The sequence below is a fragment of the Methanoculleus sp. UBA303 genome (genome assembly GCA_002501655.1).
Taxonomy (GTDB): Archaea; Halobacteriota; Methanomicrobia; order Methanomicrobiales; family Methanoculleaceae; genus Methanoculleus.
Genome location: DANY01000035.1, coordinates 25,566 through 46,227, shown reverse-complemented (window position 1 = coordinate 46,227; position 20,662 = coordinate 25,566). Strand labels below are relative to the sequence as shown.

Genomic DNA, 20,662 nt, shown 5'->3' with positions numbered 1-20,662 from the left:
CATGCCGGATACGTGTATCGGCTGCTCCACCTGCTGCCTGATGGACCGGACGCTCGAAGAAGCGCTCGCCCTCATAGCCCGGCATACGAGCCTCGCGGAGATCCTCTCCGACGGCCCTCACTCCCTCTTCCGGGAAGAAGAGACCTGCCACTCGTTCGACCTCCGGTATACGGTCCACGCCCCGGTCGCTGATATCAACATTGCAGCCGATAACGAGCACCTGCGGAGGGCGGCCGTCAGGGTCGTCAGCGACCTCGCGGAGATCTGCGACCGTATCGGCGCACAGCGGCTGGTCGTTCACCCGGGACACGTCTGGGGGGAGGAGGTGCGGAGCGCCGCCGAGCGGGCCCTCGACCGTTCGCTCAACGATCTCGCTCTCGCCCAGCAGGACATAAACGTCCGGATCGCCCTCGAGAACATGGGAGCATGGGAGATCTGTTTCTTCAGGGAGCCCGGGTTCCTCGACCGCCTTGCCGACAGCGGTCTCGGGTTCGCCCTCGATGTGGGGCACGCCCATGTCAACGGCAACCTGGGCCCGTTCCTGGAAGAGGGAGGAGCGATCCACGCTCACCTGCACGACAACTGCGGCCGGATGGACGACCACCTGGCATGCGGGGAAGGAAGCATCGACTTCGGGCGGGTAATGGCGGCTCTCCCGGGGGGTGTCACGAAGGTCGTCGAACCGGTCTCGTTTCAGCAGTACGAGAGGAGTCTTGAGCACCTGGGATCGCTCCGTCGCTGAACGCTCACGGACCCCGCCCGATCAGTCGTTCCACCGCCGCGCGAAACTCACGGAACTGCTTTGACACCTCCAACCCCGGAGAGCCCGGATAGGCGTTTGCGCCTCGCACGACGATTCTGTGCCCGTCCATCTCCAGCCGCAGGTGCCAGTAGGTGACATCGCAGCATGAGTAGGCGGAGACGTACTCCGGCTCCCACTCCCACACGCCGAGCCGGCCGGCGGTCTCCCGGAACTGCGCCCACTCCTCCCCTGTAGGCGACGCCTCCATCACCACCCCGGAGTAGCCGCCGGCACTCGCCCATTCGTAGAGGAGCCGGCCGTCATCCACGAGCCTGACGTAGAGAGACGGCCCCACGCTCCCGCCGATATAGAACTCGAACGACGTCGGAAGGGAGGGGGAGGAAGGGGAAGATGCACCGTCGCGCATAGCCAGACTATACGACCAGCATTACCAAATACCCTGCGACGAGAAGCCCCATACAGCAGATCCCGGCGACGTCGGCCCTTCCCGGGGCGAGGTCGCGCATGGGCGTCCGCATACCGGAGCGGTACCCGCGGAGGTCGATGGTCAGCCCGAGGACCGTGGCTTTCCCGAGGGAGTTTGAGACCAGGGGGATGATGATGGGGAAGAGCCCCCGGACCCTACCGACAGGGCCCCTTCCGGGGTTGTAGGCACGGGCAAGCTGCGCCTCGTGGATCCGCTTCCCCTCGAGTTGCAGGCTCGGTATGAACCGGAGCGCAATCAGGAAGATGAGCGTGTAATCGACGGGCATCCTGAGGCGGTCCATGACATGAACGAGGTCGCGCGGCTGGGTGGATATGACCAGAAGCTGGAAGGCAAAGAGCATCGCCGCAAACCGGAGCGACATCGCGAGCGCAAGGTCGATCGCCCCCACCGTGATAGGGAAGGCCCCCCCGATGACCGGGATCGACGGAGGGACCAGGTAGCCGAGGATATTCCCGCTCCGGATGGTGAGTATGGTAAGGGCAAGCAGGCTTGCCGCGAGCGAGAGGAGCAGGGGCACCTGGCGGAGGAGGTCGCGGGCGAGCCCCCCCGCTACCGCTACGGCTACAACCGCCCCGACAAGGGCCGCAAGCATCATGGCATCGCTCGTCAGCACCGCAAGGGCCACGACGACGACGGCAAAGATCAGTTTGGTGAGTGGGTGGAGGCGGTGAAAGGCGCTCTCACGGGTGACGTACTGCATAATTTCGGGCATGCTTCCTCCCCATAGGTTCTCTCGTCGCGGACGATTCTTCCCTGCTCCATCCTGACGATACGGTCTGCATAATTCTCTACCAGGTGCATGTCGTGCGTCACCATGACGACCGTGTGGCCTTCGTATCGCAGGCGGCCAAGGATATCCATGACCCTTCCTGACTCCCGGGCATCGAGCCCGGTCGTAGGCTCGTCGAGCACGATCACCTTCGGCCTCATGGCGATGACGCAGGCTATGGCCAGACGCTGCCGCTCGCCCCGCGAGAGCGACCTCGGGTAGGCCGCCTTCCGGTGGAGGAGGCCAACTTCTGCGAGGGCTGCGTCGACCGGATGCCCCGGGTCGCCGGGATCGATGTTCTGGAGACCGAAGGCCACCTCCCCCTCCACGGTCTCTGCAAAGAGCATGGTGTCCGGATTCTGGAAGACCAGACCCACATGACGCGCGAGTTCCGCTACCGGGACGGTCGCGGCATCGAGCCCGTCGACAGTGACGCTGCCTTCGGTGGGACGGAGCAGCCCGTTGAAGTGCTTGACGAGCGTCGTCTTCCCGGACCCGTTCTCCCCGACCACGGCCACGATCTCACCGGGAGCGACATCGAGGTCAAGACCCCCAAGGGCCGTCACCCCGTCGTAGCGGTGGACGAGCCCCCGGACCGATATGAGGGGAGGGGCCTCGCTCCGTGGGACTGCCGCCGGTGCAGTGGGCCGGACGCTGCCGCCCTTCGTGAGGGCAGCCTGTATCATCTGCGCGGGGGACCCTTCTCGCGTGATTGCCCCACCTTCGACAAGGAGCATCCGGTCCGCTATTGCGGCGATTGCACCGAGTTTCTGCTCGACGATGAGCACGGCCGTGCCCTCGCCCGAGAGCCGCCGGAGGAGGGCGGAAACCGCACCGGTCGCCTCCGCATCCAGCTCGGCGGTCGGTTCGTCCAGGACCAGAACCTCCGTGCCGAGGGCGAGGGTTGCGGCGATGGCAACCCGCTGCTTCTGCCCGCCGGAGAGGGTGTGCGGGGCCCGGTCTGCGAGGTCGGCGATCCCGGTCGCCTCCATCACCTGGCGGAGCCTTCGCCGCATCTCCTCCCGGGAGATCCCGAGGTTCTCAAGCCCGGAGGCCACCTCCTCCTCGACGGTAGAGAAGATGAGCTGGGCGTCGGCGTCGTCGAAGACCACCCCGACGTGCCTTCCAATCTCGGCCATGCTCCGGTAGTCCCGGGCGCTCTTCCCGAGGATGGTGATTGCGCCGTTAAGCGTGCCGCCGTACTCGTGGTAGAGGATGCCGGACGCGGCAAGGCAGAGGGTCGTCTTCCCCGCCCCGGTAGGGCCGGTGACGAAGACGATCTCCCCCCTCCGGACATCAAAGTTGATCCCATCGAGTGCCGGCGACTCCGACCCGGGATAGGTGTAGGAGACGCCCTTGAGAGAGAGGGCGGTCTCCCGACCGAGATCAGAAGTCATCTGCCGGTCCCATACCCGGGGATGGAACTGCCTGCGGGGCGCCCCGCATCAGTGCCCGCGATGCCGGCACATCGAGCGCCTGAGCAACGACGGCGTTGACCGTTGCCGTGATGAGGACGATCGGGACGGTTACCGCGAGGAACGCCCCGATCGTCCCGAACTTGCCAAGGACCGTCGGGGCCACGGCAAGGAGCGCGATGAGGATGAAGGAGAATCCGCTCGCGAGGGTGGCCAGAAGCGTCGTCACGGCGGGTGCGAGAACGAACCGGTCTCTCAACACGAGATAGGTTGCGAGGCAGACGACCGCCCCGATGGGTTCGCTGATCAGGTTTGCGGGGGGGAATATCGAGTGGCTGATGAGAGCGCAGACGACGCCCGCCACAACGCCGATCCCGAGCGCCTCCCGGAACGTGGGCACGACGAGGATGATGGCGAGGCTATAAAAGGCGATCACGAGGTTCGATACGATGGGGCCGGGGATCAGGAGCGACATGTACCTGATGATGGCCCCTACGGCAAGGAGTATGCCGACGATTGCAATGTCTCTTGACTTCATGGTATCAGTTTACCAGTATGGAGTTCGATGAGCGATCGGGTTCGAGTATGTGCGGGGGATCAGTACGGACGCCAGCGTGGACGGGGAAGGGGCCAGAAGAGTCCTCCCGGGATGCTCCCGGAGGCGATGGACGGGGCTGAGAGCCCCGGTAACACCTTACTCATTGTAGTACAAGATAGTTCATTGATGTATATATAATTACCAGGGCTTTCAAGCCGCCCGCCAGCGGACGTCAGGTTCAGTCCGGTCACGAAGAGGTAGACGGTATCGATCCCCGTGCTCGTCCCCGTGAGCGTGACATCGCCTTCACGAGCATCCGGGTGCTCGCTTTCGGCTCACTGCCTCCCGGGGTGAAGCGCGCTCCGTCAAGGGCCGCGATTATCGCTCTGATGGCCCCGGCATGCGATCGCCCGTAGCCTCCCTCGAGCACGAGGGCGAGAGCCCCGCACCCGGCTTCCGCCAGCATCCCGGTCAGGGCTCCGAAGTCGTCGGGTCTAAGAAGCATCGAACCGAGCGGGTCGTCTGCGAGCGCATCCTGGCCTGCCGACACCACCACAAGATCCGGCTCGAACCGCCGGATCGCCGGGACGAAGATCTTCCGAAAGACCAGGGCGTAGTCGGCACCGGCCGAGCCTGGCTCAAGGGGCGCGTTGACGGTATACCCGACGCCCGGGCCAGCACCCTGTTCCTCCAGCCACCCGGTCCCGGGGAAGAGCCCCGCCTGGTGGATCGAACAGTAGAGCACCCGGTCGCTCCCGTAGAACACCGCCTGCGTCCCGTTGCCGTGGTGCAGGTCCCAGTCGAGGATCGCCACCCGGTCAACCTCGCGGAGCGCCCGCATCACGGCAACGGCAACGTTGTTGAAGAGACAGAACCCCATAGCCCGGTCCGGCGTGGCATGGTGCCCCGGCGGACGGACCAGGGCAAACGAGTGCTCGCCGTCGAGCGCCCGCGCCACCGCTTGAGAGGCAGCCCCCGCCGCGTACAGGGCCGCATCGAACGATCCGCGGGTGACGTAGGTATCAGAGTCCAGGTAGCAGGTCCGGCCGGCGGGACACTCCCTGCAGAGCGAGCGGACGACCGCGATATGCCGGTGCGTGTGCACCCGTGCGAGGTCCCGGGGCGTCGCCTGCTCCGGGGCTATGCGGCGGGCACCGGCCGGCACCCCGCCGAGGGCGGCCTCGAGGCGTGCCTGTGACTCGGGGTGGCCGGGATCGTCATGGCCCGCAAAGACATCCCCGGTCACGATCGAGTATGGCATGGTGACCGGGCGGGATCGGTCGGCACGGGAGATGAACCTTACCATCGGGTGTGCATTTATGAGAGAGCACGAACATGAAGATGTCGTGGTGATCTCTCCATCGTGCATCTACGCCTGTACCCGGTTTCGGGTCCGCAGGACGAAACTCCTTCCTCGTGAAGAGTACCTGCGTATCATGCGGATGAGCATACCGGAGGTCGTCGCCCACCTTGGCCGGCAGGAGGATTACCAGGACGTCATGGATCTCGCCGGCGACTTTTCCGGCGCCCAGCTCATCGAAGAGGCGGTAAACCGCAGTCTGGCCCGGTCGTTCCGGAACGCCATGGTGATCGCCCCGGGGGATCTGCACACCCTGACGGGAGAGTACCTCGCCCGATGGGACATCGCAAACGTTATGGCGATCCTGCGGGGCACGGTTCACAACATACCCCGGCGGCAGGTCCGCGACCTCCTTATCCCGGCAGGGGAGGTCGACAGCGCGCTCCTCGACCACCTCCTCGACCTTGCGACCTGCAGTGAAGTCCTGGAGGCTCTCCGGGGCTGGCGGCTCTACCCGGTCCTTGCTGAATACTACCGGATCTGCGGAGAGCGGGGTGTCTTTGCCCGGATCGAGAACGAACTCTACAGATGTTATTACGCCGGGCTGCTCGGTCTTGCCGCATCCGGGTGCAGCGGCTGCCGGGAGCTGATCGCCTACCTCCGGTTCGAGATCGATATCACCAACATGAAGAACCTCCTCCGGCTCCACTGCGCGAGGGAGGCGTGCGACATCACGGTCGTCGACCGGACCATGATCTCGGGCGGCCGCATCCCTCTCAGCCTCTTCCGCCGACTCTACGGCGTCGAGACGGAGGAAGAGTTCGTCAACATCTTTTTGCAGACCGAGATCGTCCCTATCCTGGCTCAGGCGGTGCGCGAACTCCGGCAGGACCCGAATTTCTCGAGCATCGACGCCGCGGAACTGGTCTGGCGGCGGTGGCACCAGCACCGGCGCCCCATACATGAGGTCGAGATAGCGATAACCCGTGTCAGACTCCAGCAGATGGATTCCCTCTCCCGGCGCCAACCGTTCTCGGTCCTGCCGGTGCTCGCCTACCTGGAGCGGAAGAAGTACGAGGTCGCGAACCTGCGGGCAATCGCGCGAGGGAAGGCGTTCGGTCTGCCGTCCGAGCGGATATGGCAGTATATTGTCATGTAAAGGAGGTATCATGCCGGTTGACGATATCAAACCCACCCGATCCGGCCTCCTGATCGTCAGGCGGCGGATGGCACTCGCGGAGCGGGTACACCGGCTTCTTGCTATGAAACTCGACGGCATGATGCTGGAACTGATCAAACTCGCCGATCAGGCCGCCCGCGATCGTAAGGAACTCGAGGAGAAATACGCTGCGGCCCGGGAGATGGTGGCGGTCGCCGCCATGATGGAGGGGGAGACGGGAGTGCTCCTTGCAGCGCTCTCGGTGGAGGCCGCCCCGACCTACACGGCCGGACAGAAGAACGTCTTCGGGGTGTGCCTTCCGGACCTGGAACCGGTGATGGTGAAGAAGACACTCGACCAGCGGGGGTACAGTGTCCTCGGGACATCATCGGTCATCGACGACGCCGCCGACGCCTATGAGGACCTCCTCGAAGCGATCGTAGCAAGTGCCGAACTCGAAGGGAGCATCAAGCGATTGCTCGATGATATCGAGCGGACCCGCCGGCGGGTGAACGCGCTGGAGTTCAAAGTCATCCCGGAACTTGTGGAGAAACGCCGGTTCATCGAGGACCAGCGCGACGAGATGGAGCGGCAGGAGTGGACACGGCTCCGACGCATCAAAAAAATAAAGGAAAAGAGAGCGGAAAAACCTTAGAGGTTTTTGTCCTGCTGCGCGAGGCACGCAATTGCCGTATCCACAATCGCTCCAAGAGCGTCCACACCGAAGGTCTCGGACGAAAGGACGATATCGTACGGCGAGAGGTCGCTGATATCGATGCCATAGTAGTTCCGGTAGCGGGTAGCCTCTGAGTTCTGCCGGTTCACAGTGTAGACCCGGGCCCCCTCTTCATCCATCTCGTCACGGCCTGCTATCCGCTTCGCCCGGCAGGAGAGTGATGCAGAGAGCCAGATCCGGAGATCGGCGTTCTCGATCATCCGGCCCGAGAGCCTGCCCTCGATGATAATGTTCCCGGCACCCTCGCCGATCTCTTTCTGCCGGGCGTCGATCATACGGTCGACCGAGGGATCGTTCTCTGCAAACCTGCCGAACTCAGCGAGGTCCATGCCATGCTCCCGGGCAAGCTGGCGAAAGACCTCTCCCGCAGAGGTGAGGTCAAGTCCGTACTTCCCGGCCAGGTACCGGGCGAGCGATGTGGTACCGCTCCCCGGCGGGCCGCTGATGGTGATCCGCATCAGAGCCCTCCGATGTTGAGAGATTTCCGGATCACCTGGCTGATGGTCAGCGAGCAGATCATGTACCAGAGGATCCAGGCAGGCACGATCCAGAACGCAACACCCGAGAGGGTGACGGCCCCAAGGAAGGGCATCACGATGCCGCTCGCAATGGTGGTCGGCGCGCCGACCGCCGGGAGTCGCAGGAGGAGCCAGAAGAAGATCGGCACCGACAGCACGAGGATGATCGCCATCGGGGTAAACTGCTGCCGGGAGATATCGAGTTGGTCCTGCATCATCCGTTCCTGCTTTCCTTGGAGTTTCTTGACCCGCTTCTCGTCCCCGGAGAGCTGGGCCTCCCTGAACTCCTTCTGAAACACTCGCATCTTCGCCTGCGTCTCCTGCATCTTCTCGTAATCGATAGTGTACTTCTGGACAAGCGACGAGTACAGCCCCGTGATGCCGGAGAGGATCAGGATCATGACAAAGAACGGTACGCCAAGGGTATCGATGAAGGGGCCCAGCAGTACATCCATCGCTGAACCGACCGTCACCCGAATCCACTCGATGCCGTAGGAGAGCATCACGAGCATGGTAAAGAGGAGGGCGATCGTCGGGCCGTGCTTCTTCAGGTCCACCATGTCAGGTTACCTCAGCACATCCACCAGGTCGCCGATGCCCCGTTCGAGCAGGAAGTTTTCGTTCCTGACGATCTTGATGGTGCAGCCGGTATACATCGCATACGCCGCACTGACGGCGCGGTTGAACTCCTGGTGTTCGGCGATCGCACGGGCTCCTTCCATATCACGGACCCTTGAGGCATCGCCGAGCCGGCGCATCAGGATCTGGTCCGGGTCAGTCTCCACCAGCACGACCATATCGGGCATCAACTCGCGAAGCACCCATTTGGGCAGCCCCGCAAGGAACCCCGTCGGTGTCTTGACGCTGCTATGGGTATCGATGATGATGTTCGCATCAGTGCTCATGGCGGCGATCCCTGAAGCAGCCGCCTGCTGGAGGCGTTTCTGGACATCTTTTCCGAGCTTGCGCATCTCGTCGCGATTCGAGACCAGATTATCTTTCCGGGCCACATCAAACATGAATGTGCCGAAGTTGACAGCCTGATAAGCGATGCCCTCGGCCGCCAGTCTCTCCATCGCACCGTTGATGACAGTGGTCTTCCCGACACCGGGAACCCCCGTCACGACGACTTTCTTCCCCAACTCTATCACTCCATTTAGATTATAGTTCCCTGCAAAATAAATCCACGCCCTCAAGAGTAATTCTTTTCGGAATCACTCGGGGCCCTGAACGATCACAAGGATCGTTCGGACAAGAAAAACGACCGGGTTGTGTTGGTCTGGAAAAAATGGAACGCCCGGAACCACCCTCTTGAAAGAGAAGAGGTGCCTTCGGACTTACTCCTTCCCAAAGAACGACCGCATGAACGGGTACATCTCCATGATCTGCTGGCTTGCGACCTCCTCGTAGAGCCGGTAGGTGATACTCACCGCAAGCAGCAGCCCCGTTCCGCCGACCGCGCCGATCACACCGAAGAGGTTCGCGACGACCGAGAGGACCCCGATGAACGCACCGCCGATGACGGTGATCCGCGGGATATAGCGGTCGAGGTACTTCTCAAGCACCTGGGCGTTCCGGCGGTAGCCGGGGATATGCATCCCGCTCCTCTGGATCTGCCGTGCCACATCCTTTGAGTCGAGACCTGCGGTCTTGACCCAGAAGAGCGCGAAGATAGCGCCCCCGACCACCATCACGGTGATATCGATGCCCATCCGGAAAAGGATCTCCCAGGGGGCATGCCCGAGTTCGGAGAGCCACCACATCCAGTCCTGCGGCTGGTTGATCGGTGCAATGTACCACATGAGACCGTTGATCGGTTGCTGATTCTGGAACTCGCCGAGGACCGTTATCCCGGCGTTTGAGAGGAACATCCCGATCATCTGGATGTTCGCCTGCAGCACTCGGACCAGGATCATAGGCAGAACACTCGCATAGATGAGTTTCACCGGGAAGCGCGCGCGGGCGCCGCGGACGGCGGTATGCGCAAGCGGGATCTCGATACGGGTCGACTCCACGTAGACGATGACCATGAAGATCACGATCGTCGTGATGAGAGCGAGCATATCCGTGCCGAAATACTCGAGGAAGTTTGCCCCCGACGTCCCTATGGCGAACAGCCGCGGGAAGAACCCTATCGGGAAGGGATCGGTGCCCGTCTGCCAGTTCAGGAACCCGTTCACGAGACCCTGCGAGACCCCCGCAACGATGAAGAGCCCCACACCTGAGCCGACGCCCCACTTGGTGACGACCTCGTCCATCAGCACCACCAGCAACCCGCCGATGCAGAGTTGGAGGAAGATCAGGAGCGAGACCGCAAGCATATTCCCGCCGAACAACTGTGCCGCTACCGACGGATCGGGCATCATCATCCCGCTCACGACCATGGGGAGTGCCTCGACGATGATCATCACGAAGATGAGCATCTTCTGCAGGCCCATGTACATGACCTGGCCGCGTGCATCACTGGTGTCGATCTGCAGGATTCCGGCACCCTTGAGCAGCTGCAGCACGATCGATGCGGTGACGATCGGCCCGATGCCGAGATGCAGGAGCGAACCGCTCGCACCGGCAAGCAGGGCACGCCATAGTCCGAATATATCCTGTGACTGTGGAGAGAGTCCAAAGATATCGATATTGGTCAATGTGAAGTAGAGGAGCAGAATCGCAAGCGTCCACATGAGTTTATTCTTGAAGTGGACGTGCCCCTCCGGACTTCTGACTGCAGGCATCGCTGCAAGGATGGGTTCAAATCTATCCAGCAGATCTCCCATGGTTTCACCTAAAAAGGAATTTAGACGGTCATTGCCTGACCGCCCATCTCCTCAATTTTTGCCCGGGCCCGTTCTGAAAACTCACGGGCGGAGATACTCATCTTGTGGGTGACTCTTCCGCCACCGAGCACCTTGTCGATACCGATCTCGGTGGCGTCGAGGGCAATGAGGTCTCCCTCCTTGCTTGCAAGTCCCTCACGGAGCAGTGCCTCGGCCATCTGATCGATCTCCCCGATATCAAGGGCGGATACCGGCACGGACGTCTTGCTGACGAAACCGTGCTTACCGTTGGATATCTCGCCCTTCAGGTAGAAGTGGGAGAAGCGATGATCGCGCTGCCCGGCTCTACCCCGTCCACCCCTGTTGCCGGCGCCACGCCGGTTCTTGTGCGTGCCGCCGCCACAGGTTCGTGAACCTCTGTATTTGGATCTCTTGTTTACGGGCATCAGTCTCACCTCATCTTATAGAGGAGATCATTGATCTCGGGGCCATAGTAGCCGAGAGCCCCACCCTGCTGAAAGGTTCGCTTGATGGTTTTATAGCCCTTTCGTGGAGGGTGCAGTCTCAGCACCGGCTTGATCTCAGCCAGATCACGGAAAGCGGTCTCACCGTTGCAGAGTGCTGTTGCGAATTCGTCGATGCCGGCATACGGTGTATGCGCACGGACGTAGTCGTCGGTCAGCCGCTCGTCCCCGGTCAATCTGCCCCGGGTGCGCAGAAGGGTGGCCAGGATCTCCTGGTCCACCTCGCCGTACGCCACGAAGTCCTTCACCTTGCGGATCATGCCCAGGTACGCAGGGGTATCGGGCACGAGGACGCAATGGTTGACATGGTGCAGACGGAGCATCTTCAAGGTGTCCTTGATCTCGCGGTTGGTCTTGACCACGCCGCGTACCTGCACTACCGCGTACATCACTCTGTCCCTCCGATCCGGACAATGTTCGTCTGCCGGAGCGCCTCGAACGTCGCTCTGGCGTAGTTGATGGTCGTCCGGGTCTGCCCCCGGTTGAAGGCCCAGACATCCTTGATACCTGCAAGCGTCAGGACCTTCTTCGGGATATCCCCCGTCACGAGGCCGATACCCTGGGGGGCGGGCTTCAGCGTCACCCGGACACTGCCTGCCTTGCCGGTCACTTCGATAGGGATCGAGTGAGCGGCGTCACAACCGCATTCCCAGCTCCCGCATCCCCGGGAGACCTTGACGAGATTCACTTTTGCGTTTGCTATTGCTTTCTGGATCGCGTTGCCGACCTGGGCATCCTTGCCCTGGCCGAACCCGACATAGCCGTTCCGGTTACCGACCACCACAACGGTGCGGAACTTCACACGGCGACCCGAGTCGGTCATCCGCTGGACCATGTTGATGTCCAGCACCTCGTCCTCCAGGTCGGGCACGAGGAGATCGACGATCTGGGGCTCCTTGATCGGCCTGCCGCTTGCGAGCACCTCATCGATACTGGTGATCTCGCCTGCAGCGACCATGCGCCCGAGACCGGTGAGCGGAATCCATTCTTCCTGTACGTATGCCATGTCACACCAGCTCCTTCTTGATGGCCAGAGCCACAGCCTCTACATTTGCCACCAGGTTGCCTGCCTTCTCAGGGACATACCCGGCGATGTGGGCACCTTTGAGCCGTTCCTCATCGGGGAGGATCGACTCGCCGTAAGGGATATCGAGACCCCCGTCCACTGCTCCCTTGAGGGCAGCAAAGACGCGTGCACCGGGCTTTGCCCGGGCGAGCCCGATATCCAGAATACCCTCTTCATACCCTGCATTCAGCGCCTTGACCGCGAACAGCATCCCGGTCAGGTAGGCGGCCGGAGTGCAGGAGGTCGATCCCTCGTAGCCGTAGTCTGCAAGTTCAGCCGAGTATGCAGCCACCAGGGTGCGGTCTCCTTCATTCTCGGGGACGACCAGCTGCACGATGATCTGCCGGTTCGTCTTCCGGACGACCATCCTCGGACTTCCTGATGACAGGAGCGACATCCGCTTGTAGTAATCAGTCTTGCCCTCGTGCCTCCTGCGGAAGGGCACGAAGTATCTTGGGCCGGTTGCCATTATTTCATCCTCCCTGCCATCGTTTCAACATGAGCCGTAAGGTGCGACACACTCCGGAACTGACCTCCGGAAGCCCGCCGGTACATCAGACGGTAGAGACCCCGTTCGATTGTGCCTTCTTCGCGCATATCGCGCAGAGCCCGGCGCTGTGCCCGGATCTTGCCTATCCACATGCGTTTGCCTGGGCCGCGAGCACCGATGGCACCCTTCCGCCGCCCCGGTCCTTTCCGGTGGCCGTAGGAACGTTTTGCCATCCGCACGCGTGCCCTGCCCCGGCTGTTCCCCTTCACGGCGTGAGCCTTTATCACACCCTCCGCGACGAGCTCGCGCAGGTCGTTTCGGGAGATGGCCGCCTCGATATCAGCCTGGCGCTCGGGATCGAACCAGACACGGTTGACCCCGCATTTGAGAATGGCAGCTGCCATACGTTTCTGGTTGGCGAGGTCACTCATCCTCATTCACCTCTTCTTCGCTTTCCGCAGTCACGGCCACACGGGTGAGGTCTCTTGCGTTCAGCACCTTGAGCCCAAGCTCCAGGGCCCGCGCCTGAATCTCTCCGCGCTTTCTGTTCCCTACGGATCCGCCGATCCGGATGGCCTGAAGGTCCGGGTTCAGCCCGACGAGTTCTGTCGGTGTAAAGACCCGCACTTCCTCATAGCCGCTCGGGTGCATGCCGCGGATTGCGACAGGGCTCCCGTATCCCGGCCGGGGAAGAACGCCCTTTGCTCTGAACTGCCGTCTCTGCTTGCTCTGCAGACCACGCGGGCGCCGCCACACATCTTCCAGTTTCGCTTTTCGGTGAAGTCCCCGCCTCTTGAAGGCGGGCTTGTTGTGCCGGGTGCGGACGCGGATCAATCGTTTTCTCTCATCCATTGCTTTCACGCCCTCTCGGTGATGTAGATACCGTCCTGGAACACCCGGGGATCACGGTTCGTGATCTTCGTCGCGTGCTCGATGTTTGCGGCGGTGTTGCCCACCTTCTCCTTATCGATACCGGTGAGAGTCACCTCGTCGTTTCCGATCTTGATAGTGACGCCCTCGATGATCTTTGCTATCCGGGGCTGCTTCTCGCCAAGGAAGTTGGCGATCTCGAGGCGGTTACCCTGCTGTTTCAGCTGGATTGGGAAGTGGCTGTAGACCACTTTCATACGATACTCGTAGCCTTCGACGACACCCTGGATCATGCACTTCACATGTGCTTCGAGCGTGCCGCTCATGGCAAGGAACCGCTTCTTGTTGGATGCCGTGGAGACAACGACTTCGCTGCCTTCAACGGCGACACCGATCTGCGGGAAGCGCATGTCACGGGTCAGTGTGCCCTTCGGTCCTGAGACCGTGAGCACGCTGCCTTCGAGCGTGACGTCCACACCGGGAGGGATCTCGACCTGTCGTGTTATTCCCATACTCTTCCCTCCGTTAGTAGACGTATCCCAGCAGTTGTCCGCCGACACCCTCGCCCCGTGCCTGCTCGTGGGAGATGACCCCCCTCGATGTGGAGACGATCAGGATACCGAAGTTCTTTGCGGGGAGGTACTGCGACTCCCAGTATTCCATATCAGCCATCGCCACCGGGAACCGGGGAGTGATGGCGCCACACTTATTGATCGTTCCGGATAGTTGGACCCGGAACTGGCCGCCACGGCCGTCGTCGATGAACTCGAAGCCGCCGATAAAGCCATTTTCCTGCATAACGCGAAGCATTGCACCTAACAGTTTGCTGGCTGGTTCAACGATAACCTCGCTCTTTCCAGCGTCGCCAGCATTCTTGATCGTGCTCATCGCGTCAGCGATTGGATTCAGTCGTGCCATGTTCTCTAACCCCTAGTTCATCTTCTTGAAGCCCATCTTCCTTGCCCACTCGCGGAAGCACTGGCGACAGAAGTAGATATCGTACTTACGTACAAGGCCCTGCTTCCGGCCGCAGATGCGGCAAACGTTCGCACCACGGCCGAACATCTTTCGCCTCTCGCCCGAAGAAGGTGCTCCTGAATCTTCTGCCATCCCTTACACCTCCACCTGGTAACGCTCGCGCATGAACGCGATGGCTTCCTCTTGATTCACTTTCTGGTCCGCCGGCAGTTTCCTGCGCTCGGCACTCCTGCGTGCGATCCGCACGCCTTTGCGCTCGAGCACCACGTTGACGTCCATGCCGTAGATGCCGATCGTCGGGTCGTAGGACATGCCCGGGAAATCGGTATGCTCTTCGATACCGAAGGAGACGTTGCCGGTCCGGTCGAACTGCGAGGCTGCGAGCTGCCGCTCGAGGATATTGAGCGCAGTCTCGACGAATTTCTCGGCGTTCTGCCGGCGTAAGGTGACCTTGCACCCGATGGGTGCGCCCTTCCTGATACCGAACGCCGGTTGGGTTCGCTTTGCGATGGTGCGGACGGACTTCTGGCCGGTGATCCTCTTCATGAGGTCCTCGGCCTTGACCAGCCGCTCACCGCTCTCTCCGACGCCCATATGCACGACGACCTTGTCGATGTAGATATCCTTCATCGCGCTCATGCCGAGACCTCCAGTTCAGGTGCAATCCCGGAGCGGCCGACCATGAAGATGTACTCTTCAATGGTCTCAAACCGTTCATTGGTCGAGTCGTCCACAAGGATCACGCGGTTCGGGACAGAACTTGCGGTCCTGACAACCTCAATGATCCTGCCGACCTTCCCGGAGTGCTTTCCACCGACGATCATGGCCACATTGCCTTCTTTAAAGGGGAAGTGATCGATGATCCGGAACCGGTCTTCACCGGCCGTCCCGTCGCCGAGGGTCACCACGATGGAGTCTTTCGCCTTGTAGGTGTTGTCGGCGAGGATGTTTGCGCCGAACGCAAGGTTCAGCTGCACCCTGCCACCCCGGATGGTGGTCTTGTTCCGGATCTTGCAGAGCCGGGTCGTTGCAGACTCCGCCGGGATCTCTATGGCAATCAGGTTGCCCCGCTTGTCCAGCTGGATGCGGTAGTGCTTCCCGAGTTTCGGGATCGAGACGATGTCAAAGACACCAAGGCCAATCTGCGGGTTCCGGCAGGGTCGTCCGTTGACAATGATGTCCCGCTGGTGCAGGATTTTCCGGACCTCACTCGCATTCTGTGCGATGCCGATATGCTCGCGGAGCCAGACACCGACCGGCAGGGCGCCGGCATTGTGGGGGCCCGGGGCGGTCTTCATGACGAACTTTTGTACTTTCTTCGGTATGTGCCAGGACCCTGGCGCAACCAGTCGCTTGAGATGGTTGGACATTATGCTCCGCCTCCGAGTCTCTCCTCACGTAGTTTGTCTTTCAGGTTGAGCTTCGTGATCTGCACGTTTGAGGGGTCGACCGGCCGGGGAACCTCAGTTCCATCGGACTTGGTCACCATCACGCCGTGCACGACCAGTCGGCACATCTTCATATCTACCGCATCGACGACGCCTTCGTTACCGGCGAAATCTCCACGGAGTACCTTGACGGTGTCTCCCTTGACCACGCGGGTCCTCCGGGCGTTGTGTTTCCCACGGAGTTCAGGGGTAAGTGATGCGGAGAGGAACCGGCCCCGGGTGTGGTTCGGTGCGTTGTAACGCGCCTTACGCTGTTTTCTTGGTTGTTTGCTTGCTATGCGTACCATTCTTCACCACACCTTACACGATTATCGTCGCCATGGAGGCGATCTTCGGGAACCGCTCTGCGATCTCGCGGGGGACAGGACCCTTGATCTCGGTTCCCTTCGGCTCGCCACGCTCGTTGATGAGCACCATGGCGTTGTCCTCGAACGAGAGCCGGATACCGTTCGGGCGGCGGATCTCCTTCTTCTGCCGGATGACCACCGCTTTCTCGAGTTTCCTCCGCATATCGGGGGTGCCCTTCTTGACGCTCACGGTCGCGATGTCGCCGACGCCCATGCAGGGCTGCCGCCGCCTGACACCGTGATACCTGTCGACCGAGACGATCTCCACGAGCCGTGCGCCGGTGTTGTCGGAGCAGATCATCTGGGAGCCGGTCACGAGGGCGCGCGGGATGGTCGACTGCATCGCCTTCATTCCTTCATCACCTCGACCACCACGAAGTTCTTTGTCTTGGAGAGCGGCCTGCATTCAGCGATCCGGACAACATCACCCACGCCGGCGTTGATGCAGGGTGTGCTGTGGGCATGGTACCGGGACCTGCGTTTCTCGTACCGCTTATACTTCTTGACGTAGTGGAGGAACTCACGCTCCACGACGACGGTACCGTTCATACGGTCGCTCACGACTTTGCCGGTAATCACCTGGCCGCGTACCGGCAAAGTGCCGTGAAACGGACAATTTGCGTCCTCACATTCCGTTTCCGGAACGGGGACGTCCAACCCAATGTTTTGTGCCATTATTCATCCTCACTTATCTGATGCGCATGCTGATCCGCCGTTCCGGCTGCGTCTCCAGGCACGAACCATCCACATCGACAGTCGTGCCGTCCGGAAGCCGGAGGCGGAATACGCTGAACCGTTTCGGTATCCGCTTCTCTCCCCGCCCGGTCAGGATGACCAGGGTATTTCTGGTCTCATCAATGATGCGACCAGATACCCCGACATGACCCGGGTTGCTCGCGCGGGCGACCAGAACGTCGAGGCCGATCAACTCGTGCCTCAGGACGTTCTGGGGAGAGATCATGCGTTCCTCCGTGTATTCTGCTCGGTCCGGATGCGCGCGATTGTCCTCCGGACTTCGCGGATCCTCCCGGGGTTCTCGGTGGCACCGCCAGCGCTGACTTTCCCCCGCTCCTGGATCAGTTCGAGGGAGAGTTTCTGCTCCTGCTCGAGGAGTTCCGTATCGGAGAGTTGTTTCACTTCCTTTGCGCGAAAGATTGCCATTTATCTCTCCTCCGCGTACTCCTCAACGGAGATCTCCTCGAACTCCTCGTCACCAACCTCTTCAGGCTCTGCGGGCTCGACCGGAGCCTTCTTCGGCGCGGGTTCGAGGACATCGAAGGTGTCGGGCAGCCGTGCATCCGGCGGAACAATCTTGACCTGGACACCGATGGTGCCGAGCTTCTTGATCGCAAGCGCGTAGCCCTTCTCGACGATCGTCTCGCTGGGCTCACCGCAGTGCTTGACGTAGCCCTCGGTGAACTTCTGGGTCCGTGACCGGGCACCGGTCAGTTTCCCGGCGACGATGACCTCGCAACCGAGCGCACCGGAATCCATCACCCGGCGGATCGTGCTCTGTCCGGCCTTCCTGAAGTACCAGCCACGCTCAAGGGCGTTTGCCAGCCGCTCAGCCATGATCTGGGCGTTGAAGTTGGGGTTCTGGACCTGCTGGACCTCCACCTGCGGAGACTCGATGTCATAGGTGGTGGCGAGATCCAGGGTGAGCTGGCGAACCTGCTTGCCGCCCTTCCCGATCACGATGCCGGGTTTCTCCGCAAAGATTGTCACCTGGGTGCCGAGCGGCGTCCGGGTGATATCCATGCCGCCGTATCCTGCCCGCTTGAGTTCCTTCGTGAGGAACTTCTCGATGCGGACATTACGTACGCCGTCAGTGATAAACTTCTTCTCGACTGCCATTACGCCACCTCGGTCACTACTATCTCGATGTTCACGGTTTCCCTGCGCTTCGGGGTGGCGCGACCCATCGCACGCGGGAAGAATGCCCGGAGGCCACGGCCCGTGTTGGCGGCAACATGGTTAATCCGGAGGTTTCCAGTGTCGAGCCCGATGTACTCGGCGTTCTTCTCGACGGACTCAAGCAGCCTGATATAGGCCTCAGCAGCCTTGACAGGATATCTGCCTGCGGCCCAATTCTTAAGACCCCGCTTGTGGGCGACGTTGCTGTTGAACCGCTTGAAGGGGATGGCCTTCTTTAACTCCACAACATCAGCGAGGTACGCCTTTGCTTCAGTGGTGGTCATCTTCCGGATGAACCTGGCAATCTCGATTGAGTGTTTGGGAGAGACGGGAAGTTCATTCGCTTTTGCGCGAGCGACGTTCTCGCCCTCAATCTTTGCTGAATATTCAGTTCTTGCCATGGTCATCACTTCAGCGGTACGTACTTGCTCGACCGGGTTGCACCGATACCGGCGCTGCCGTGGGAGACCCTCCTGCGGGTCAGTGCAAACTCTCCAAGGTAGTGGAAGACCGCCTCAGGCTGAATCTCTACCTTCTGGAACTCCTTCCCATTGTGGATCTCAATCGTTCTGCCGATCATCTCGGGCAGGACGATCATGTCACGCAGATGGGTGCGGAGGTTCGCGTCTCCCGACCGGACATCGGCGAGAAGTTTCTCGTGTTCCCGGGAGAGACCACGATCAAGTTTTCTGCGTGCCCGGGCCGGCATGATCGGCAGCAGCTCAGAGAGAGCCATCTGCTGCAGGTCCTCAACGGAGTGGCCGCGATAGGTGAACTCCTCACGCCGCCGCGGCATTCGCTTCTGTGTCTTCTTTGCCATGATTCACCCCTCACTTCTTCCACTTGCCGGTTCTCCGGGCGGCAATATGCCCTACTTTCCTGCCGGGGGGCGTCCCGTGGGATACGGTCTTTGGCCGCCCGCAGTGCTGGTGGCCGCCGCCGCCGAACGGGTGGTCGATGACGTTCATGCAGACACCCTTGACGCGAGGCCACTTCTCAGCGGAGGATCTGACGTGGAAGTGCTTCTTTCCTGCCTTGACGAACGGTTTTTCACCCCGTCCGCCGCCGGCAACGATACCAACGGTTGCCATGCAGACACCGTTGAACCACTTGTTCTTACCGCTCGGCATCCTGACACCGACCCTGCCATCCTCGGCCTTGCCGATGACCAGGGCCTGGACACCGCCCGAACGAACGAACTTGCCGCCGTCGTTCGGGCGGGCTTCGATGTTGCAGACGTATGCACCGACCGGGATCTCCCGGAGCGGCAGGGTGTTTCCGTTCTTCACGGCGCCTCCCGGCCCCCAGGATACCGTATCCCCGACACCGAGTCCTTCGGTAGCAAGGATGTAGACCTTCCGGCCGTCTTCTTCGAGGCGGGTGAGAGCGATCGGCGCGTGGCGGGCGGGGTCGTGCTCAATGTCGACGACGCGCCCGGAGATCAGGGCGGTATTCTTCCCCGCATGCCGCAGCTCGGCCTTATACCGGTGCGACGGTGCACGGTAGGTTGGACCGCCTTTTCCCCGATTCTGTGCTATAATTCGATGTGCCATTCGTCACTCACCTTACATGATTCCCAGCCGACTGAGGATCTCTTCAGCCGCCTTTGCGTCCGAAAACTTTACAATGGCCTTCTTTTCGCCCTTCATGGTCATCATGGTGCGGACCTCGGCCACTTCCTGCTCGAAGGCCGACTCCAGTTCGCGTTTGATGTCCTGCTTGGTGGCATCCCTCTGCACGATAAACTGGAGTTTGTTCTCGCCTTCGAGCATCATCGTTGCTTTTTCAGTAACGAAGGGGTGTTTTATTTTCATGAGAACTCCTCCAACCTCCTGATTGCAGATTCCGTCCAGATCGTCAGGCGTCCTGCCTGCGTGCCGGGTGCCAGCAATTCGGTGTTCAGCTGGTTGACCGTCACGGCGTCGACGCCGGCGAGGTTCCGGGCTGCCCGGAGCGGCTCGTTCCCGGTGACGATGAGGATGCTCTTGCGCTGCTTATAGCGGCGGCCGCGCATGGTACCACGCCCTGCACGGACCTTTCTGCTGCCCTTCGCCCGCTCGACATCGGCATAGACCCCGAGAGCGGAGAGCGCCGAGATGACGTCGCCTGTCCGGGTGACCTCTTCGAACCGGTCCTCGAAGACCAGCGGGAGGTCGCCGCCCTCAAAGAGGTGCCCGCGTCCCAGGACGAGGTCCCGGAATGTGCTGGCTGCGACGGCAGACCGGAAGGCCTTCTGCTTCTCTTTCCGGTTGATCTCCTTGACGAGGATCTTTGCGACCTTCGGGGGATGCGCTGCACGCCCGCCGGTTGCCTGCGGCACCCGGGCCACTTTGCTGCCGTTCTTCAGACGGGGAACCTGAGCGACACCCCGGCCGCTGCCCCAGGACTCTGCCGAGGTGCGGAGACCTGCGTAGGGATCTGTCCCGTGCGGCTGGAACCGGGTGCTCTGGAGCGCGAGGACTGCCCGCTTAATCAGGTCGGGTCTGTACTCTTCATTAAAGATTTCCGGGAGATCGATCTCGTGGATGATCTCGCCTGTCAGTTTTCGAACCTGTGCCTTCATCGCTGC

The 20,662-nt window shown here is 61.4% G+C and carries 34 protein-coding genes; 3 read left to right on the top strand and 31 right to left on the bottom strand.

Translation table 11 applies throughout. The annotated features are described in order from the left end of the window. Position 1 precedes the first annotated feature (1 nt). Positions 2 to 742, top strand: a complete 741-nt coding sequence (locus BP846_RS08550) for a sugar phosphate isomerase/epimerase family protein (RefSeq protein ID WP_292394415.1) — start codon at positions 2 to 4, stop codon at positions 740 to 742. Between the two features lie 4 nt (positions 743 to 746). Here the strand turns inward: BP846_RS08550 and BP846_RS08545 are convergent, their stop codons facing one another. The 5 genes from BP846_RS08545 to BP846_RS08525 form a co-directional block, all read right to left on the bottom strand. Then, complete coding sequence (locus tag BP846_RS08545; RefSeq protein WP_292394413.1) at positions 747 to 1,169, bottom strand: hypothetical protein; 423 nt, start codon at positions 1,167 to 1,169, stop codon at positions 747 to 749. Positions 1,170 to 1,176: 7 nt separating this feature from the next. Next, positions 1,177 to 1,962 (bottom strand): energy-coupling factor transporter transmembrane component T family protein, encoded by a 786-nt coding sequence (locus tag BP846_RS08540; RefSeq protein WP_292394410.1) that lies wholly within the window; start codon positions 1,960 to 1,962, stop codon positions 1,177 to 1,179. Beyond that, entirely contained in the window at positions 1,893 to 3,416 is a 1,524-nt protein-coding gene (locus BP846_RS08535) for an ABC transporter ATP-binding protein (RefSeq protein ID WP_292394408.1), read from the bottom strand. Before BP846_RS08535 ends, BP846_RS08540 begins: the two co-directional genes overlap by 70 nt. Then, positions 3,406 to 3,972 (bottom strand): hypothetical protein, encoded by a 567-nt coding sequence (locus BP846_RS08530; RefSeq protein ID WP_292394407.1) that lies wholly within the window; start codon positions 3,970 to 3,972, stop codon positions 3,406 to 3,408. The genes BP846_RS08535 and BP846_RS08530 overlap by 11 nt, the downstream gene beginning before the upstream one ends. A gap of 247 nt (positions 3,973 to 4,219) precedes the next feature. Beyond that, positions 4,220 to 5,278 carry a histone deacetylase gene (locus BP846_RS08525; protein WP_349680768.1) on the bottom strand — a complete coding sequence of 353 codons (1,059 nt, stop codon included), beginning with the start codon at positions 5,276 to 5,278 and terminating at the stop codon, positions 4,220 to 4,222. Between the two features lie 13 nt (positions 5,279 to 5,291). Between BP846_RS08525 and BP846_RS08520 the strand changes: the two genes are divergently transcribed. Both BP846_RS08520 and BP846_RS08515 read left to right on the top strand, forming a co-directional pair. Beyond that, positions 5,292 to 6,431: a V-type ATP synthase subunit C gene (locus BP846_RS08520; protein ID WP_292394405.1), complete on the top strand. Its 1,140-nt coding sequence runs from the start codon at positions 5,292 to 5,294 to the stop codon at positions 6,429 to 6,431. Between the two features lie 10 nt (positions 6,432 to 6,441). Continuing rightward, positions 6,442 to 7,086, top strand: a complete 645-nt coding sequence (locus BP846_RS08515; protein WP_292394403.1) for a V-type ATP synthase subunit D — start codon at positions 6,442 to 6,444, stop codon at positions 7,084 to 7,086. Here the strand turns inward: BP846_RS08515 and cmk are convergent. The 26 genes from cmk to rpl4p all read right to left on the bottom strand — a co-directional run bounded on the left by cmk (position 7,083) and on the right by rpl4p (position 20,656). Continuing rightward, a complete protein-coding gene (gene cmk, locus BP846_RS08510; protein WP_292394401.1) occupies positions 7,083 to 7,625 on the bottom strand; it encodes a (d)CMP kinase in 543 nt (180 codons plus the stop codon). The genes BP846_RS08515 and cmk overlap by 4 nt on opposite strands. Further along, positions 7,625 to 8,245: a DUF106 domain-containing protein gene (locus tag BP846_RS08505; RefSeq protein ID WP_292394399.1), complete on the bottom strand. Its 621-nt coding sequence runs from the start codon at positions 8,243 to 8,245 to the stop codon at positions 7,625 to 7,627. The genes cmk and BP846_RS08505 overlap by 1 nt, the downstream gene beginning before the upstream one ends. A 6-nt stretch (positions 8,246 to 8,251) precedes the next feature. After that, positions 8,252 to 8,827, bottom strand: coding sequence for an adenylate kinase (locus BP846_RS08500; RefSeq protein ID WP_292394588.1), 576 nt, complete (start codon positions 8,825 to 8,827; stop codon positions 8,252 to 8,254). A 195-nt stretch (positions 8,828 to 9,022) separates the two neighbouring features. Continuing rightward, entirely contained in the window at positions 9,023 to 10,456 is a 1,434-nt protein-coding gene (secY, locus tag BP846_RS08495) for a preprotein translocase subunit SecY (protein ID WP_292394397.1), read from the bottom strand. Between the two features lie 20 nt (positions 10,457 to 10,476). Continuing rightward, complete coding sequence (locus tag BP846_RS08490) at positions 10,477 to 10,902, bottom strand: uL15m family ribosomal protein (RefSeq protein ID WP_292394395.1); 426 nt, start codon at positions 10,900 to 10,902, stop codon at positions 10,477 to 10,479. A gap of 5 nt (positions 10,903 to 10,907) precedes the next feature. Then, on the bottom strand, positions 10,908 to 11,369 hold the full coding sequence (locus tag BP846_RS08485; protein WP_292394393.1) for a 50S ribosomal protein L30: 462 nt from the start codon (positions 11,367 to 11,369) through the stop codon (positions 10,908 to 10,910). Beyond that, the gene (locus BP846_RS08480) at positions 11,369 to 11,986 is read right to left on the bottom strand and encodes a 30S ribosomal protein S5 (protein ID WP_292394391.1); all 618 of its coding nucleotides are present in this window, start codon (positions 11,984 to 11,986) and stop codon (positions 11,369 to 11,371) included. Before BP846_RS08480 ends, BP846_RS08485 begins: the two co-directional genes overlap by 1 nt. Before the next feature lies 1 nt (position 11,987). Next, positions 11,988 to 12,515 (bottom strand): 50S ribosomal protein L18, encoded by a 528-nt coding sequence (locus BP846_RS08475; RefSeq protein WP_292394389.1) that lies wholly within the window; start codon positions 12,513 to 12,515, stop codon positions 11,988 to 11,990. Then, complete coding sequence (locus BP846_RS08470; protein ID WP_292394387.1) at positions 12,515 to 12,967, bottom strand: 50S ribosomal protein L19e; 453 nt, start codon at positions 12,965 to 12,967, stop codon at positions 12,515 to 12,517. Before BP846_RS08470 ends, BP846_RS08475 begins: the two co-directional genes overlap by 1 nt. After that, a complete protein-coding gene (locus BP846_RS08465) occupies positions 12,960 to 13,388 on the bottom strand; it encodes a 50S ribosomal protein L32e (RefSeq protein WP_292394385.1) in 429 nt (142 codons plus the stop codon). Before BP846_RS08465 ends, BP846_RS08470 begins: the two co-directional genes overlap by 8 nt. A gap of 5 nt (positions 13,389 to 13,393) precedes the next feature. Further along, on the bottom strand, positions 13,394 to 13,918 hold the full coding sequence (locus BP846_RS08460) for a 50S ribosomal protein L6 (protein WP_292394383.1): 525 nt from the start codon (positions 13,916 to 13,918) through the stop codon (positions 13,394 to 13,396). A gap of 13 nt (positions 13,919 to 13,931) precedes the next feature. Then, a complete protein-coding gene (locus BP846_RS08455) occupies positions 13,932 to 14,324 on the bottom strand; it encodes a 30S ribosomal protein S8 (protein WP_292394380.1) in 393 nt (130 codons plus the stop codon). 12 nt (positions 14,325 to 14,336) lie between these two features. Beyond that, complete coding sequence (locus BP846_RS08450) at positions 14,337 to 14,516, bottom strand: 30S ribosomal protein S14 (protein ID WP_292394378.1); 180 nt, start codon at positions 14,514 to 14,516, stop codon at positions 14,337 to 14,339. 3 nt (positions 14,517 to 14,519) lie between these two features. Beyond that, positions 14,520 to 15,023, bottom strand: a complete 504-nt coding sequence (locus BP846_RS08445) for a 50S ribosomal protein L5 (RefSeq protein ID WP_292394376.1) — start codon at positions 15,021 to 15,023, stop codon at positions 14,520 to 14,522. Then, positions 15,020 to 15,754, bottom strand: coding sequence for a 30S ribosomal protein S4e (locus BP846_RS08440; RefSeq protein ID WP_292394374.1), 735 nt, complete (start codon positions 15,752 to 15,754; stop codon positions 15,020 to 15,022). Before BP846_RS08440 ends, BP846_RS08445 begins: the two co-directional genes overlap by 4 nt. Further along, a complete protein-coding gene (rplX, locus tag BP846_RS08435) occupies positions 15,754 to 16,119 on the bottom strand; it encodes a 50S ribosomal protein L24 (RefSeq protein WP_292394372.1) in 366 nt (121 codons plus the stop codon). The genes BP846_RS08440 and rplX overlap by 1 nt, the downstream gene beginning before the upstream one ends. 13 nt (positions 16,120 to 16,132) lie before the next feature. Beyond that, positions 16,133 to 16,531: a 50S ribosomal protein L14 gene (gene rpl14p / locus BP846_RS08430; RefSeq protein ID WP_292394370.1), complete on the bottom strand. Its 399-nt coding sequence runs from the start codon at positions 16,529 to 16,531 to the stop codon at positions 16,133 to 16,135. Then, positions 16,528 to 16,854: a 30S ribosomal protein S17 gene (locus tag BP846_RS08425; protein ID WP_292394367.1), complete on the bottom strand. Its 327-nt coding sequence runs from the start codon at positions 16,852 to 16,854 to the stop codon at positions 16,528 to 16,530. Before BP846_RS08425 ends, rpl14p begins: the two co-directional genes overlap by 4 nt. Before the next feature lie 13 nt (positions 16,855 to 16,867). Beyond that, the gene (locus BP846_RS08420; protein WP_292394365.1) at positions 16,868 to 17,140 is read right to left on the bottom strand and encodes a ribonuclease P protein component 1; all 273 of its coding nucleotides are present in this window, start codon (positions 17,138 to 17,140) and stop codon (positions 16,868 to 16,870) included. Continuing rightward, complete coding sequence (gene rpmC / locus BP846_RS08415) at positions 17,137 to 17,340, bottom strand: 50S ribosomal protein L29 (protein WP_292394364.1); 204 nt, start codon at positions 17,338 to 17,340, stop codon at positions 17,137 to 17,139. The genes BP846_RS08420 and rpmC overlap by 4 nt, the downstream gene beginning before the upstream one ends. Beyond that, a complete protein-coding gene (locus BP846_RS08410) occupies positions 17,341 to 18,033 on the bottom strand; it encodes a 30S ribosomal protein S3 (RefSeq protein WP_292394362.1) in 693 nt (230 codons plus the stop codon). It lies immediately after the preceding gene. Continuing rightward, positions 18,033 to 18,494 (bottom strand): 50S ribosomal protein L22, encoded by a 462-nt coding sequence (locus BP846_RS08405; RefSeq protein WP_292394359.1) that lies wholly within the window; start codon positions 18,492 to 18,494, stop codon positions 18,033 to 18,035. Before BP846_RS08405 ends, BP846_RS08410 begins: the two co-directional genes overlap by 1 nt. Positions 18,495 to 18,499: 5 nt before the next feature. Further along, a complete protein-coding gene (locus tag BP846_RS08400) occupies positions 18,500 to 18,913 on the bottom strand; it encodes a 30S ribosomal protein S19 (protein WP_292394357.1) in 414 nt (137 codons plus the stop codon). 10 nt (positions 18,914 to 18,923) lie between these two features. After that, complete coding sequence (locus BP846_RS08395; RefSeq protein WP_292394355.1) at positions 18,924 to 19,646, bottom strand: 50S ribosomal protein L2; 723 nt, start codon at positions 19,644 to 19,646, stop codon at positions 18,924 to 18,926. A 12-nt stretch (positions 19,647 to 19,658) separates the two neighbouring features. Continuing rightward, complete coding sequence (locus tag BP846_RS08390) at positions 19,659 to 19,907, bottom strand: 50S ribosomal protein L23 (protein ID WP_292394353.1); 249 nt, start codon at positions 19,905 to 19,907, stop codon at positions 19,659 to 19,661. Beyond that, on the bottom strand, positions 19,904 to 20,656 hold the full coding sequence (gene rpl4p / locus BP846_RS08385) for a 50S ribosomal protein L4 (RefSeq protein ID WP_292394351.1): 753 nt from the start codon (positions 20,654 to 20,656) through the stop codon (positions 19,904 to 19,906). The genes BP846_RS08390 and rpl4p overlap by 4 nt, the downstream gene beginning before the upstream one ends. Between the last annotated feature and the right edge of the window lie 6 nt (positions 20,657 to 20,662).